General features: G+C 68.0%; 8 protein-coding genes. 3 read left to right on the top strand and 5 right to left on the bottom strand.

Annotated elements, in window-relative coordinates:
* Positions 1-107 precede the first annotated feature (107 nt).
* From EHO50_RS43225 to EHO50_RS43215, 3 genes are all read left to right on the top strand, one after another.
* Complete coding sequence (locus tag EHO50_RS43225) at positions 108-1,505, top strand: L-serine ammonia-lyase (protein WP_128437375.1); 1,398 nt, start codon at positions 108-110, stop codon at positions 1,503-1,505.
* Positions 1,506-1,758: 253 nt separating this feature from the next.
* Positions 1,759-2,373 carry a type IV toxin-antitoxin system AbiEi family antitoxin domain-containing protein gene (locus EHO50_RS43220; RefSeq protein WP_128437374.1) on the top strand — a complete coding sequence of 205 codons (615 nt, stop codon included), beginning with the start codon at positions 1,759-1,761 and terminating at the stop codon, positions 2,371-2,373.
* A complete protein-coding gene (locus tag EHO50_RS43215; RefSeq protein WP_128437373.1) occupies positions 2,373-3,272 on the top strand; it encodes a nucleotidyl transferase AbiEii/AbiGii toxin family protein in 900 nt (299 codons plus the stop codon). Before EHO50_RS43220 ends, EHO50_RS43215 begins: the two co-directional genes overlap by 1 nt.
* 147 nt (positions 3,273-3,419) lie before the next feature.
* Here the strand turns inward: EHO50_RS43215 and EHO50_RS43210 are convergent, their stop codons facing one another.
* From EHO50_RS43210 to EHO50_RS43190, 5 genes are all read right to left on the bottom strand, one after another.
* Positions 3,420-3,902, bottom strand: coding sequence for a hypothetical protein (locus EHO50_RS43210; protein WP_128437372.1), 483 nt, complete (start codon positions 3,900-3,902; stop codon positions 3,420-3,422).
* A gap of 295 nt (positions 3,903-4,197) precedes the next feature.
* Positions 4,198-4,581 (bottom strand): hypothetical protein, encoded by a 384-nt coding sequence (locus tag EHO50_RS43205; RefSeq protein WP_128437371.1) that lies wholly within the window; start codon positions 4,579-4,581, stop codon positions 4,198-4,200.
* 174 nt (positions 4,582-4,755) lie between these two features.
* The gene (locus EHO50_RS43200) at positions 4,756-5,151 is read right to left on the bottom strand and encodes an SUKH-3 domain-containing protein (RefSeq protein WP_164905122.1); all 396 of its coding nucleotides are present in this window, start codon (positions 5,149-5,151) and stop codon (positions 4,756-4,758) included.
* A gap of 61 nt (positions 5,152-5,212) precedes the next feature.
* A complete protein-coding gene (locus EHO50_RS43195; protein ID WP_246101840.1) occupies positions 5,213-11,545 on the bottom strand; it encodes an RHS repeat-associated core domain-containing protein in 6,333 nt (2,110 codons plus the stop codon).
* A gap of 160 nt (positions 11,546-11,705) precedes the next feature.
* Positions 11,706-14,576, bottom strand: a complete 2,871-nt coding sequence (locus tag EHO50_RS43190; protein ID WP_128437369.1) for a LamG-like jellyroll fold domain-containing protein — start codon at positions 14,574-14,576, stop codon at positions 11,706-11,708.
* Positions 14,577-15,199 lie beyond the last annotated feature (623 nt).

Raw genomic sequence — 15,199 nt, 5'->3', positions numbered from 1 at the left:
GGCGTTTTTCAAATTTTTTTTATTTTTGGGGGGGGGCCCCCAACACTGTTGGGTGTGGGGCACACCCCACCCCCCTTGCACCACCCCCCGTATTGAGGAGTCCCCCCGTGGCCATCTCGGTCTTCGACCTGTTCTCGATCGGCATCGGCCCGTCCAGCTCCCACACGGTCGGCCCGATGCGCGCGGCACGCATGTTCGCCCGCCGTCTGCGCAACGAGGATCTGCTGGACTCCGTCGCGTCGGTCCGCGCCGAGCTGTACGGCTCTCTCGGGGCGACCGGCCACGGCCACGGCACCCCCAAGGCGGTGCTGCTGGGCCTGGAGGGCGCCTCGCCGCGCACGGTGGAGGTGGAGACGGCGGACGAGCGGGTCGAGGCGATCAAGTCGGAGGGCCGTCTGGCGCTGCTCGGCGACCACGAGATCACCTTCGACTTCGACAAGGACCTCGTGCTGCACCGCCGTAAGGCACTGCCCTACCACGCGAACGGCATGACGCTGTGGGCGTTCGACGCGTCCGGGGCGGAGCTGCTGTCGAAGACCTACTACTCGGTGGGCGGCGGCTTCGTCGTCGACGAGGCTGTGCTTGATCAGGACGTGGTCGGCGCGAACCCGATCAAGCTGGACGACACGGTCCTGAAGTACCCCTTCCGCACGGGCGACGAGTTGCTGCGCCTGACGCAGGAGACGGGCCTGTCGATCTCCGCGTTGATGCTGGAGAACGAGCGGGCCTGGCGCACGGAGGAGGAGATCCGCGAGGGCCTGCTGGAGATATGGCGGGTGATGCGGGAGTGCGTGTCGCGGGGGATGTCACGGGAGGGCATCCTGCCGGGCGGCCTGAAGGTCCGTCGCCGGGCGGCGAACACAGCCCGCAAGCTGCGCTCCGAAGGCGACCCGAAGGCGCTCGCCATGGAGTGGATCACGCTCTACGCGATGGCCGTGAACGAGGAGAACGCGGCCGGCGGCCGGGTGGTGACCGCACCGACGAACGGGGCCGCGGGCATCATCCCCGCGGTGCTCCACTACTACGTCAACTTCGCGGCGGGCGCGGCCTCCGAAGGAGAAAAGGAAGACGGAGTGGTCCGCTTCCTGCTGGCCGCCGGCGCCATCGGCATGCTCTTCAAGGAGAACGCGTCCATCTCCGGCGCCGAGGTCGGCTGCCAGGGCGAGGTGGGCTCGGCCTGCTCGATGGCGGCGGGCGCGCTGGCGGAGGTGCTCGGCGGCTCCCCGGAGCAGGTCGAGAACGCCGCCGAGATCGGCATGGAACACAACCTCGGCCTCACCTGCGACCCGGTCGGCGGCCTCGTCCAGATCCCCTGCATCGAGCGCAACGGCATGGCCGCGGTGAAGGCGGTCACGGCGGCGCGGATGGCGCTGCGCGGGGACGGCTCGCACAAGGTGTCCCTGGACAAGGTCATCAAGACGATGAAGGAGACGGGCGCCGACATGTCGGTGAAGTACAAGGAGACGGCGCGGGGCGGGCTGGCGGTCAACATCATCGAGTGCTGAAGGGATGGGCCCTGACCTGCGCGTTCGCTTCTTTCAGCGCTGTCAGGGCCTTCCTTGCTTACGCGGCGGAAAGTCCCTGGAAGCTCCCTGGGACAGACGTGAAAGTCCCTGAAAAATCCCTGGGAAGTCCCCACGGAAGGTGCTCTTGACCTGCGGGTTCGCGGTACGTGATCAACGCCGGATACACCGCTCACCCACCACTGGACGTATTAAATCGAACCCCTGGGCCCACCCGAGGGGTATCATTCGATACATGGACGCTGCGGAAAACTCGCGCCTGGAACAGCGGCTGGCCGGCCTCTCCCCCACATTCACGACGGCGCAAGCACGTCAGGCCCTGCTCTCCCCTCGCGATCTGGCGCACTTGGTCACGGAAGCGGAGATAGACGAACTCTCCCGTGGGGTGTACCGGCGGGCAGACGCCCCGGAGACCGCGCACGCGGATCTGCTGGCCGTGTGCGCACGGGCCCCTCGCGCCGTCGTATGCGGTGAATCCGCCCTGGCCCTGCATGAGCTGATCGACGACATCCCCGCGGCAGTACACATCGCCGTGCCGCGCGGTACACGCCGCCCGACGATTTCCTACCCGCCGACCGTGGTGGCGCAGTACGCCGCAAAGACCTTCGGCCTCGGCGTCGAACGGTTCGAAGCAGCCCCGGGAGAGAGCATCCCCGTGTACAACGCAGCCCGCAGCGTCGTCGACGCAATGCGCCACCGCAGCCGCATCGGCGAGAACCTCGCCCTCTCCGCGCTCGGCCGCTACCTGCGCCGAAGCGGACGCGGCGGGGTCGGCGAACTCCAGCACGTCGCACGCGAGTTGGACGCTCTCTCCGTCATCCGCCCCGCCGTAGAGGCGGTGCTCGCCTGATGGCCAACCCCACCCGCGACACCACCGCCGGCCGTGTCTACAACGACCTGCGCAACCTGGCCCGCCGCAACAGCCGGTCCACGGACGAGGTCATGGTCGAGTACGTCCTCGAACGGTTCCTCTACCGCCTGGCCACATCGCCCCTTGGCCGGGAACACTTCGTCCTCAAGGGTGGCCTGCTGCTCGCCCAGTTCGGCGCACGTCGAATGACTCGCGACATCGACATCCTCGGCCGCTCGTTCCCAGGCACCGAAACCGAGATCATCCGCAGGGTCGCGGCCATCGCCGCCACAGAGATCGACGACGGCGTCGCATTCGATCCCGCGACGCTCAAGACCGTCCCCATTCGTGAGGAGGACGAGTACCACGGTCTGCGCCTGTCCATGGCCGCCTCCATCGCCCGAGCACGACTCAAGCTCCAACTCGATATCAGCTTCGGCGACCCCGTCACCCCCGGCCCCAGGATCATCGACTACCCGCAGCAACTCACGACGGACAGCTTCCAGATCCTCGGCTACCCACTCGCCACCGTCATCGCCGAAAAACTCTCCACCGCCATGTCACTCGGCGACCTCAACACCCGCGACCGCGATTACGGCGACCTCTACCGCCTGCTCACCCTCAACGACCTGGACGGCCAGGAACTCACCACAGCGCTGACCGCCACCGCCACACACCGCGGCATCGCCCTGAAACCCCTCAGTACCACCATCACCGACCTCGGTGAGCGGCGCCAGACCTCGTACGCCGCCTGGCGCCGCCGACAAGGCACCGCCGCAACGAGCTACCCCGAACGCTTCACGGACGTCGTCCGGCAGGTCACTGCCTTCGCAGACACACTTCTCAACGGCGACGCCGTCACCCTCACTTGGAGTGCGGCGACCCTCACGTGGTCATGAACCAGACCTGGCCGACCGACCAGGCCTTCGGGGCGAACCCGGAACCTACGCATTACGAGACCGTGAGCGATCGTGTTGACTGGTGCCCGACCGTGCTGCTGAGTGACGATTTGCCTGATCAGAACTCTTGCAGCTAGTTGGTCTGTGCTACCTCGCAATACGCCGTCCAAAGGCGTCCGGCCACCTACTCGCCACCGAGAAGGGCACTTCGAGCGGCAAAAGAGCCGGGACACCAGAGTTGTCGCCTTCTCGCAGACAGAGTTGTACGAGTGCCAGTACGGGGCCGGGCCGCCGATCGCGGCCTCGCCCGTAGTCCGCGTCGTCCTCCGCCGGGTAGGCCGGAAGGGCCATCCTCGAAGTCTGGCTCTGCGCCGCACCTCGCCGCTGCTCAAGACGCACGATGTCCTCGGGCAGCGCGTAACGGTAATCGCCGGTCAGCACGTCGTACTCGAAGACGAGAACGTACTCCCGGTCCTCGTCCGTTCCGCACCTGTCGCACGGCTCCTGGTAACCGATGGCCTCCACCAGCTCCTGGCCTGGGATTCCCTTGTCATTGCCTCCCCACCTCACGCGCTCACCGATGCGGTAGGTGTCCAAATCGGCGTTGCAGAAGTGGAACTGCAGCGACATGGGCCCCTCGTTGCCGCACTGGGGACACGGGTGCAGCCGGGGCACGACGGCCAGGTTGTACAGCCCCACGGACGTTTCAACCTCCCACCTGGCCCTCCCGGGTACATCCGGGAGGGCCCCTGTGCATTTATCCTTCGCCGGACAAACCGTCGCTCACACACTGCGCGGAGCCGTACCGCGAGCGATACGGGCCGCTGCCGCCTGGTTGCGCACCACATGCCGGTCGAGTGGGACAGCCAGAAACACCGGGATCCCTCGCCGCTCGCTCTGCCCCGTTCACCTCACCCCCGCGCTGTTAGCCGATCACCATCCCTGAATCGAACGGACACAAACCGCGCAGGGCCGCCACGGTGAGAGCCGGCACCCTCGCCCATTCAGGATCGGTCGACCGCATCGTGATGCAGAGCTCACGGGCAGGTACCTGCCCGTGAACCCGGCGAAACGGTGACAGGCCACAGGTGAAGCCGGTCACGAACCCGGGCTCGGGCACATCCGCGTACACCAGGGCGAGGACCGCACCGTCCTCCGGTTCCCGTGCCGGAACATGCTGGATGTCCGGCGCCGCACCGAACATCGCCCCCAGGCCTTCTACGAAGCGTCCGAATCGGTCGCGGTCGTCTGGGTGAACCACCCGCACCTCACCTTTCGTCATACCGCGTGCCGGGTTCCCGGTCTCCATTCCGTGAGCCCCTTCGTCAGTCCCATGGAGTTCTCCAGGGGGTAATCCAAATCACCGAAAGCCTCCCTGAATCCGGGCTTCATGGTGAAAACATGCATGCCGAGACAACTTCCGCCGCCAAAGGCCTTCGGCCCCCGCCCTGTCGGGCGGGGGCCGAAGGCCTTCTAACCGTCGTCAGTCCAGCCGCTCAGGACGAACTCTGTCGGCCAGATGCACCAATGCTTCCTCCGGACTTCCGCCATAAAGGGCGAGAAACGCATCGTAGGCGCCGTACGTCCGCCCCCCCTCGGCGACGAGGAGCACGAGAGGACCGGAAGCCGCGGTCCCCACGGGCGTCAGCCTCTCTCCCGTTCGCTGCTCGTATCCCCTCAGCTTTTCGCCGTTGACGATGCGACTGGCGCGCTCGGCGTTCAGTTCGCAGCTGTGCGTCCCTGGATCGAGCGGATGACGGGGGTAATCGAAGCCAGTTCCGTTGAATTCCTCGACGAAACGCAGCGCCGTCGGCGAGCAGTGGATTCCCAGCTCATCCCAGACCTCCCTGATGTGCTGGATGTCCACTTCGGAGGCCATCCACCGGGCGTCCTCCGCCAGGATGTCCGACAGCCTTTCCGGCAGTCCTGCCTCGCGAGGGCTATCCGGCCGATCCGTCACGCGCGCCGCCCCCTCCCAGAATTCTTCTGCACCAGCCGCACGACGGGAACGGCGCTCCGTCCGCCCGAGTGATGGTGAAGTAGTCGATCTCGTCGAGGCTTGCTCCGACATCATTCATCAGATTGTTGCACGCGTGGAACTCCGCGCAGGTGCCCGGATCCCACTCCTCCAGATGGTTCCCCTGGGCCTGCATGTCCTGTGCTTCCTGCAGGCGGGGAGCGAGATCGGGGTGGACGTTTCCGGGTACAGCACCGCTTTCGCCGTAACGGCGCTCTCCCGTGTACCCGTCTCGCGCCCCGGCCCCGGCGGTGTTGTTGGTACCGCTCTTCTTGGCCTCCGCCCTCGTCCACTCGGGGAGGTCGTCGTCGGCGCTGCCCGCGGGGCTCTTCTTCGCGCCGCCGTCACCGCCCTTGCCGCCCTTGCCGCCGCCCTCTGTCTTCGCTCCGCCGGAGTCGCCCTTCTTGGCCGCCGGGGCCTCCTTCGCCTTGGCCGGAGGCGCGGCCTTCGGCGGGGGCTTGGGCTTGGGGGTGGACGGCGGAGTGACGTTCTCGGCGTTCTTGACCGCGTCCTTCGTCTTCTCGGTCGCCTTGACGGTGTCCGTTGCCGTGTCCACCGCGTTCACGGCCTTGTCGACGTACCGCACGCCCTTCGCCGCGGTCGCACCGTAGCCCGCGATCGGGATCGCGGAGGCGTAAGACAGGCCCGCGTCGATGTAGTTGCCCTCGGCCGTGTACCAGAGGCCGTTGAGGAGGTCCGCGGGCTCGCCGAGGCCGGGGACCAGGCCCACGACATCGAGGGCACCGTGACCGATCGGGCTGATCCAGGACTCACCCCAGTACAGGCCCGTCGGATCCGGGAAGGCCAGCGGGTTGTTGCGGCCGTAGGCATACGCGTTGAGGTGTTGCGGGTCCGCGACATTCAGCACGGGGTCGACGGAGACGAAGCGGCCTGCCGCCGGGTCGTACGCGCGGGCGCCGAGCTGTATCAGCTCCGTCGTCGCGTCCGCCGTGCCGCCCACGAAGGACTTGTCGCCGGGCCACGCGCCCGCCGCCGGCTTGGCGCCACGCAACTCGCCGAACGGCAACGTCCGACGCTGGGTGATCGCCGAGTCCGCGGCCTTGATCGCGATCTCCGCGGTGCCGTTCTGGCCACCCACCAGCCAGGTCACCCCGGCCGACGTCCGCACCGCGATCTTCTTGCCGCCGTGCGAGTAGTAGCGCGTGGCGGACAGGGAGTTCTTCGCCGTGTCGAGGCGGATCTCCTGGCTGCCCAGATACAGCGTGACCGCGCCCTTCTCCTTGCGGAGCAGGCGGCTTCCGTCCGGGCCGTACACATACGACGTCTTGTTCGCCTCGTCCAGCGTGTCGCCGGAGAGGTACGGGGTGACCGCGCTCAGGCGGCCCTCCTCGTCCCAGTCCAGCTTCTGGTCGACCGCCGGGGAGAGGTCCGTCGCCGCCTTGGTGCGGCGGACGGTGTTGCCCGCCTCGTCGTACTGGAAGCTCTGGGCCGCCGTCACTTCCTTGGCCGCCGTCGCGGTGCGCACCTCGGCCGACTTCAGGGCATGCGCGTGCGTCCCGCCCTTGGTGTCCTGGGCCTTCGGCACATACGTCGTCGTCTGCGTGATCGCCGCGTCTCCGGTCGCGCCGGTGGCGTGGCGGACCTCGCCGGTGCGGTTGCCCGCCGCGTCGTACGCGTAGGAGCGCCAGTACGGGGCCGGACCGCCGACGCTCGCCTCACCGGCGCTCGCCGCGCAGGCGGTGGCCGTCTGGGTCCACGCCTCGGTCAGGCGCCGCAGGTAGTCGTACGTGAAGCACTGGACGTCCGCGGTCTTGCCCTCAGGCGTGTCCGCGATCTTGAGAAGATTGCCGGTGGCGTCGTAGCCGTAGGTGATGTCGGAGTCCGGGGTCTTGACGATCTCCCGGTCGATGCGCGCGCGCTCCAGGCGCCGGGTGCCCTCCTCGTAGGTGTTGGTGAGCCAGGTGTACTTGTCCGCACTGGCCGTGCCCAGCGTCAGCTGGAGCATCTCGCCGTAGTTGGAGTAACGGGTCTCGCGGGCGTAGTCCGTCGTGTCGCCCAGAGTGAAGGACGGCAGGCCGGTCGCCGTGTAACCCGTGGTGATCGTCTCCGCCGGGAGCCCGCCGGCCGCCGGGAGGCGGACGTCATCGATCGAACCGTCCGGCTTGTACGACGCCGTCGCGGTGTACGTGCCGGCCAGCTTGCCGGTGTCCGCGGAAGCGGGGATGGTCACCGAGGTCTTCGTCGGCCGACCCGCCACGTCGTACGCATCGACCGACGAGACGTAGCCGTTGTCCCCCACCCACTTGGTGGCGGAGGCCAGACGCCCCTTGCCGTTGGGGACGGTCGCGCTGTCGTACTCCCAGGTCGTCAGCTTCTTGTCACCGTTGTACAGGGACCGCTGACGGCCCAGCTTGTCGTAGTTGAAGGTGAGGGTGATCTCGCGCTGGTTGCGGATCGTCTTCAGCTGGTCGAGGTCGTTGTACGTCATCCACGACGTGCCCGCGTCCGGGTCGACCGCCTTGGTCTGACGGCCGCGCACGTCGTAGTCGTACGACCAGACATTGCCCGACGTGTCCTTGACCTCGGTGACGCGTCCCGCCGCGTCATAGTCGTACGATGTCGTGTCCGCCGCACCGGTCGGCGAACTGGCCTTGAACTCCAGGACCTTGGTCTTCTGCCCCTGCGCGTCGGTGTACGTCGCGGTGGGCGTGGCGCCGGCCGGCGGGTCCACCGTCGTGTGGTCGCCGTGGTACGCGGTCTTCGTACGCCACTTCTCGGTGCCCGCGACGCGGAAGATCGAGTCGGTCGCCCGCCCCGCCCCGTCGTACACCGACTCCGTCTCCCGAGGCGTCCCCTCGGAGGCGTCCTTCACGTTCACGAACGTCGTACCGACGGCCGCCGAGTTGTAGAACGGCCCGATCTCGTTCACCGCCAGCCCGCGGCTGTCGTACTCGGTCGTCGTGATGACCCGCCCCGAGTTCGCCGCCGGGGTCTGCGTCTGGCGGGGCCTGAGCAGTCCGTCGGAGAGCTGGTGGCTGGTGGCCACCGAGCCGTTGGGCAGCAGCGACTTGGTGGTGGTGACCACCGCGTCGTTGTTGCGGACCAGGTAGGCGTACTCCAGGCTCGGCGTGTCCGAGGCCTTGGCGCGGCCCGGGAGCCAGACCTTCAGCAGGCGGCCGAGGGCGTCGTACTCCAGGTCGGTGCGCTGCTTGTTGGCGTCGACCGTGGAGGTGACCAGACCCCAGCGGCGGTCGACCGTGGAGGTGGTGGTGTTGCCGAGCGGGTCCTCGACCTTCATGCCGGTCACCGGGCCGCCGGTGGTCGGCGTGTACGTCGTCTTCGTCGCGTTGCCCGCCTGGTCGGCGGACTCGACGACACGGCCGTGGACGTCGTACTTGGCCGTCGAGGTCGTCACGTACTGCGGGGTGCCGTCGGCCGTGTAGCCCTTGACCTTCTCGCTGCGGACCACGTCGCCCTTGGTGGGCGTGGCGCCGTACGTGTCGCGGTCGTCGTACCAGGTGCGGACGTCGGAGATCGCCTCGCCCTTGTAGGAAGTGGGCGCGCCGTCGTCGCAGTTGACGGGGACGACCGTGACCCGCTTCAACAGCGTCAGCAGGTTCGCATCGGTGTTGCGGTTGTAGTGGTTCGTCGTGCAGGTGTCGTCGTCCTTGACCGCCAGGTCGCCGGAGTCGGAGGAGCGGACAAGCATGCCGTACGAGTCGTAGAAGTGCTCGATCGCGGCCCGACGGACCTTGCCGTCGTCCAGCGCGGTGCGGGTCTTGGTCGACTTCACCGCCGCGTAAGTCGCCTCGTCCGCGCCCTCCGTCGCCGTGGCGGCCGACTTCCAGGGCGTGCTGACCGTGCCGCTGATCTCCTCGGAGCCGTTGAAGGTGCGCTGCTCCAGCTGGAAGCCCTGGTGGCGGGCGTCGTCGCGCACCTTCGTGCCGTCGGAGGCGGTGACCGTGACGGACTTGGTGCCGCCGGACTCCTTCTCGCGGTCGCCGTCCATGCCCTGGAGGTAGGTGGTCTGGGTGCGCAGCTGCTTGCTGTTCTCGTCACCCGTCTTCACGGTGACGGTGCGGAAGCCGCGCCACTGGTTCCAGGTCTTCTTCTTGGTCTTGACGAGCTCGCTGTCGTCGAAGGCCCAGGCGGCGCCCGTGTAGTCGTAGGAGGTGACCTTGTTCGGGCCGGTGACGGTGACCTCGTCCTCGATCACCTCGTCGACGACGAACTTGTGGAACCAGTCCTCCTGCTCCCCGACCTTGCCCTCCTTCGACCAGAAGGACGGCATGCAGCGCTTGGTGTTGGTCTCGGGGGTGGGCAGGTTCGTGGGGGTGCACTCGGTCGGCTTGTAGTTGACCGAGATCGTGCCGCCGGTCTCCGACTGGATGGCCCGGATGCGCCACTTGTACATGGGCAGGCGGTCGTCAGCGCCCTTGTCGACGCGGTTGGCGTCCTGCCGCTCGTAGAAGGTGACCTTCGGGAGCTTGTTCGCGCCGTCCTTGCCGGAGTGGGTGACCGACTCCAGCCACATGGACGGGGAGTGGGTGGTGTCCGCGCTCTGGTACTTGTGCGCCAGCTCCCACTCGTCGACGTCGTCGTACTTGCCGTCGGACTTCAGGACCTGCGTGGTGACCTTCGCCAGGCGCTTGCGGGTGAAGAAGGTCGGGGACCACTGGTCCTTGCACTCGGTGTCGGAGGTGCAGATCTGCTCGAACGGCACGTCCGGCCAGCGGGTGGCGGTGGACTCCTTCAGGTCGCCGGGCTCACAGTCGGCGGCGGCGCCCTTGCAACGCTCGGCGGTGTCGAAGACGACCTGGGCGGGAGCGGCGGTGGAGTTCTCCTTGCCCTCCTGCTCGCCGTACTCGACCCGCTTGAGCCAGCCACCGCGGTCGTAGGAGACGACCTTGTCGCCGCGCACGGTGTCGTACTTGTTGGTCTCGGTGCCGTAGTAGTACGTCATCGAGTTGCCGTGCACGTCGACGACGTAGTCCAGGTTCCAACGCCAGGACTGCTGGCAGCGGGACTCTTTGAAGGTGTCCTTGTGGCAGGGCTCGTCCTTGTCGTCGCCGAAGACCGGCACCTCCCAGGAGGAGCCGGTGAACTCGGTGTCGGCGGCCTCGCGCTTGCCCTTGCCGAAGTGGTAGCGGGTGCCGTCGGTGGTGGTGACGACCCAGTACTCGTTGTTGTCGTCGGCGTTGAAGCCGTCGGTCCTGCGCTGGACGATCGTGCCGTCGTCCTGCTTCAGCCGCCATTCGTTCTCGGCCTTCTTGACCAGCTCGCCGGCCCGGCCGCCGAAGTTCATGGTGGCGTTGTCGGAGTGCCAGCACAGGTCGTACTTCTGCGACCCGGCCTCGTCGTGGCCGTCCTCCGTGCAGGAGCGGTACGACCGCTCGATGTAACCGGCGCTGAGGTCGAAGCCCTCACCGACCCAGGAGGTCTGGTTGTTGCTGGAAGCCGTACGGCCGTCCGTGGCCGCCGAGTTGTAGCCGAGTCCCAGCTGCGGGGACGGGCCCGCGATGGCGGGTGGGACCCGCAGCGGGTACTGCCAGGTGAAGGCACCGGTCTGGGCTGCGACCTGCCAGGACGCCGAGGGCGCGAGCGAGGTTGCGGTGTAGGAGCCGGAGCCGCCGGAGGGGGCGGCGGAGACCGCGAGGAGAGGCGCCTTGGCGCCTGCGGCGGCGGGCACGTCGGCGGTGAGCTTCTGCGCGCGGACGTCGTTGTCCGTGGCGAGCGGGGTGACCGTCTGGCAGGCGGCCGCCTTCGGCGTGGTCAGCGCACAGGCGGGCAGCTGGACCAGCCGCAGGCGCTGCGCCCAGTCGCCGCCGTAGGCCTGGGCGAAGGAGGCGTAGTCGACCTGGACGGCGACCTTGCCGGGCGCGGCAGGCTTACGGCCGTCCGCGCGCGTGACCTTCAGGAGCAGGCCGTCGATGCCGGCCTTGCGGGCGGCGGCATGGCCGAGGAGGTCGACCTTGGCGCGGGACGGGGAAGCGGCTTTCGCCGAGCGGGACTTGGGGGCGGCGAGGCGGACGGGCAGGCCGCCCGCGCGGATGCCGCTGCGCGCCCCGGCGCCCTCCAAGTCGACGGTGGCGCTGCCCGGCTTCGGCCAGGACGCCCTCGGGGTCCGCGAACTGCCGTACCCGGCAAGGTGCCTGAGCGGGGTGACCTGGCCGTCCTCCTCCACCACGGGGGTGGAGGGCACGTCCTGGGTCTTGGGCCGTCGCTGCTCACGGGCGTCGTCGTCGCCGAGTGCGGGGGCCGCCTGGAGCAGGGTCAGGGTCAGGGCCGCGGACACCGCCGTGGCCAGGTGTCTCGCCCATCTGTGGGCGTAATGTCTCCGTGTTGAGCGCATGCGCGCTCCCCTCCCGTGTGATGTGGGGTGCCCGGACGCCGGTGGTCTTCCGTGCGCCCGGGCGAAGCCGCTCTGGTCAGGAGATGCCGGTTGTCACAAGCAGCTAGTCGTTCGCCAGCCGGTAGATCTCCGTGCCGGAGAGCAGCCCGGGCACCAGCCGTACGTCGTCGATGTCGCCGGCGAAGTAGTCGCGCCAGGTGCCGTCGTACTGGGCTCGGCCGATGTTCAGGCCCTTGGTGGCATTCCAGACGCCGGTGACGGTGCTGCTTCCCTGTTCCTCGCCGTCGACGTAGAGGGTGAACTTCCGTGCCGCCGGGTCGTAAGTCCCCGCCAGGTGGGTCCACTTGCCGACGGTCGGCGGGCGCTCGCTCGTCGCCATGGCGCGGATGATGTCGGAGCCGTCCTTGTCGGCGATGTGGCGGCCGAAGATCCAGCGCTTGTAGGCCGTCGAGTAGTAGAGGTTGAGGCCGTTGCCGCTGCTTCCGGCCTGGCTGATCACCGAGATGTTCTCGCTCAGCGAGGTCGGCCGCACCCATGCCGAGATGGTGAACGCCTGCCCGGTGTGGACGGCGGAGGCGGCGGTGGCGTAGTCGCTGCTGCCGTTGAAGCGCAGAGCCTTGTCGGCGGCCTGAGTGGCGGAGTGGTTGCCCGCGACCCAGTCGGCGCCCTTGACCGTGAGGTCGCGGTCGTGGTCGGAGGTGTCGGGCGCGGTTGTCCCGGAGGTCTGGTCGAGGCCGTAGACGGCGGCGGCGCAGGAGTCGGCGAGGGCGTCCGCGCAGGCGCGGTCAGCGGTGAAGATGTACTTCTCCAGCGGGCCGCGGTTGCCGGCCTGGTCGACGCTGCGGACGTAGAGCACGTTCGGCCCGAAGGTGGAGGTCGGCACCTCGATGGTGGCGTTGCCGCCGAGGCTCGCGGGCGTGGCCTTGCGGCCGGGGGTGTCGCTGCCCAGGTCCCACTCGTAGTACTCGACGTCGTTCTTGAAGACGGAGTCGGAGTTGCCGTTCGCGGAGAGGGTGAAGTGCCTCTTGGCACCCACCGGCAGGTCCGTCTCGCCGTCCGTCGGCTTCACCAGCGGCTTGGTGTCGGGCCGTTCGGTGTCCACCACGAACTCGCACCAGTCCGACCAGTCCGAGTAGCCGGAGTCCTTCAGCTTGCCGGTCGAGCCGTCGTAGAGCTGGGCGTGCCACTTGTAGCCGTGGCCGTGGGTGAGTTCCCTGACGGGGATGTGCTCTTCGAAGACGCCCTCGTTTTGCGGGCCGTCATTGCCCTCGTAGACCATGGGCCGGCCGTCGACCTGGTCCCAGACGCGGAAGGTGGCGGTGAGGTTCTGGCCGGCGCCGTCGCTGTAGGAGTCGGCGTCGGTGCCGTTGACCGCCATGGTCGGGGTGTCGTCACGGATCCAGGGACGCTTGGTGTTGTCCGTGGTGCAGGTCTTCTCCTCCGGGTTGGTCAGCCGCTCGTTGTACGGCTTGCCCGGAGTGGTGTTGTACGTGACGACGAGCTTGGCGTTGTCGCCGCGGAACCGCTTCCAGGAGTTGGCGTCGTCCTCGTCGGCGGCCCGCAGCGAGAAGGCGATCGGGTCCTCGGCCTTGGCCTTCTTGCGGACGGTCGCGGTGAGGTTCTCGTTGCCCTCGTCGGCGTTGTCCTGGAAGTCGACCCAACTGGCCGGGGCATCGGGGCTGCAGCTGTCGCCGCGGCCGTATGCCACCGTGCGGTCGACCATGAGGTCGCCGTCCTTCGGCTTGTTGTTCCAGTTGGTGGCGGAGTCCACGCCGCCCTCGCTCACCGCGTGCAGGTTGACGGTGCTCTTCTGGCAGGAGAAGGAAAAGGTCTCGTAGACCTCGAAGACCGCTTTGGAGATCGTGCGGTTCTTCCAGCCGTCGGTGGAGAACTGGAAGTACATGCGGTTGGTGTACGGCGACGAGCTGCACACGTAGTACGTGCCGCCGATGGACTTGTACGAGCAGCGCCCGACGCCCTCGTCCTTCTTGAACTTGTGGAACTCGGTGCTCGGGTGGGCGCTGGAGACGTACAGCCACTCGCTCTTGGACATGCCGGCCTCCGGGTCGAGGTAGACCGGGAAGTCGGTGTCGGACGCGGTCAGCACGGAACGGTCGGGCTCAACGGTGACGGCGGATGCCGAGACGTCGAGGGCCATATCGGCGACCTTGGCCGCAGCGTCCGGCGCCTCCTGGGCGGGCATGTCGGTGCCCGAGGCGGGTACGGCGTCGGCGGGCACCCTGGTGTTGGAGGAGTCCCACATCTTGGGTCCCTGACCGCCGAAGACCCGCTCACCGGAGGCGTCCACGGCCTGGAGACCACCGGTCGGACCGGTGCTGAGGTCCAGGCCCTGCGACCGTACGGGCAACCGCAGTTCGGCCAGTTCCGGGCTGCGGGCCGCCTCCGGGGTCTTCACCTCCAGGACGTACGAGTAGCCGGTGACGGAGGCGCTGGCCAGCAGGTCCACGCCCGGGAGAACCTCGCGGTACTCGGCGGTGTCGCCGTCCAGGACCGGCTCCGGCAGCGGGGTCGGCCAGCGCAGGGTGAAGGACTTGCCCTCCTCGCCGAGCGTGACGAAGTCGGACGAGCCGCCCGCCGCGAAAGCCAGGTCAACGACGGCGGCCTTCGGCCCGACCGTGCCGTCCGGCCGACGTTCGAGGGTCGCGTCGGCCTTCACCCAGCTGCCGTCGGGACGCTCCACCCGCTGCGGCTCGACGCTGGTCTCGCTGGTCAACGAGCCGGCTGGGTTGGCGAAGACGAGTTCGTTCTCGGTGCGCTGCTGAATGATCTCCACCGGTTCGCCGGTCTCAGCTGCCAGTGCGAACGCGGCCGCCTCGCCCGAGGCCGGCGGTGTGCTGCCGGCCGCGCCGGCCGGACTGGTGACGGCGGGCAGCGCGCCCAGGACGACGGCGCTGCCGAGCAGCACGCCGAGCGTCCGGGCAGCACGAAGCCGCCGGAACCAAGGGTTGGTCATACCCTTGTCTCCCCCCAGGCTCTCCCCAGAGCCCGCTATGAAATTGATGTGGCCATGCTGTACAGCAGTGGCGAAAGAAACGTATGGGACGCCCTTGACCGAATCAAGGGCATTTCAAGAGTGAGCCACCCCACAGACCGCTTCCTGACGGTCGGTCAGGTTCTCGGAGAACTGCAGAACCATGACCAGAGACAGCACCACCGGTGCCATCCCGGGGCGCCACGAACCCCGAAGGCGGCAGTGAACGGCTCGTCAGCGACAACCTGGGGTTCCTCGATGCATTTCGGAGACCAGGGACGACGAAGGGGCGCCCTGGTCCGCATTGACGGCGCCTTCCGCACACAGCCGCCTGTAACCCAGCACCACAACAGGTCAGGGCCAGCGACCGCCCGAACGGGGACGCAGGTGGAGCGCGATTGTCGAGATGCCACAACCATCACTCCCCCCTGCGAACCTCCAATTTCACGGTTAGCCGAGAGCCGGTTTGCACGCTCGGCCACCACACGGCCACCACGACAATCCGAACAGCCCGAAGAAGAGTGACCACAAGATACAAAAGACCAGCTCACAGCCCTGCAGAGCAGAACCGCCACCGACTGCAAGCCTCAGACCTACGCATTGCG

Origin of the sequence: Streptomyces cyaneus (genome assembly GCF_004028635.1) — a bacterium.
In the GTDB taxonomy this organism is placed as follows: domain Bacteria; phylum Actinomycetota; class Actinomycetes; order Streptomycetales; family Streptomycetaceae; genus Streptomyces; species Streptomyces cyaneus.
This window is presented reverse-complemented; position numbering and strand designations above follow the sequence as displayed.

What these genes read in the sequence shown, in the direction of transcription:
- EHO50_RS43205 (WP_128437371.1), bottom strand. Translation starts at nt 4,581, where the DNA reads ATGGAGACCGGGAACCCGGCACGCGGTATGACGAAAGGTGAGGTGCGG.
- EHO50_RS43210 (WP_128437372.1), bottom strand. Translation starts at nt 3,902, where the DNA reads ATGTCGCTGCAGTTCCACTTCTGCAACGCCGATTTGGACACCTACCGC.
- EHO50_RS43220 (WP_128437374.1), top strand. Translation starts at nt 1,759, where the DNA reads ATGGACGCTGCGGAAAACTCGCGCCTGGAACAGCGGCTGGCCGGCCTC.
- EHO50_RS43215 (WP_128437373.1), top strand. Translation starts at nt 2,373, where the DNA reads ATGGCCAACCCCACCCGCGACACCACCGCCGGCCGTGTCTACAACGAC.
- EHO50_RS43200 (WP_164905122.1), bottom strand. Translation starts at nt 5,151, where the DNA reads ATGGCCTCCGAAGTGGACATCCAGCACATCAGGGAGGTCTGGGATGAG.
- EHO50_RS43190 (WP_128437369.1), bottom strand. Translation starts at nt 14,576, where the DNA reads ATGACCAACCCTTGGTTCCGGCGGCTTCGTGCTGCCCGGACGCTCGGC.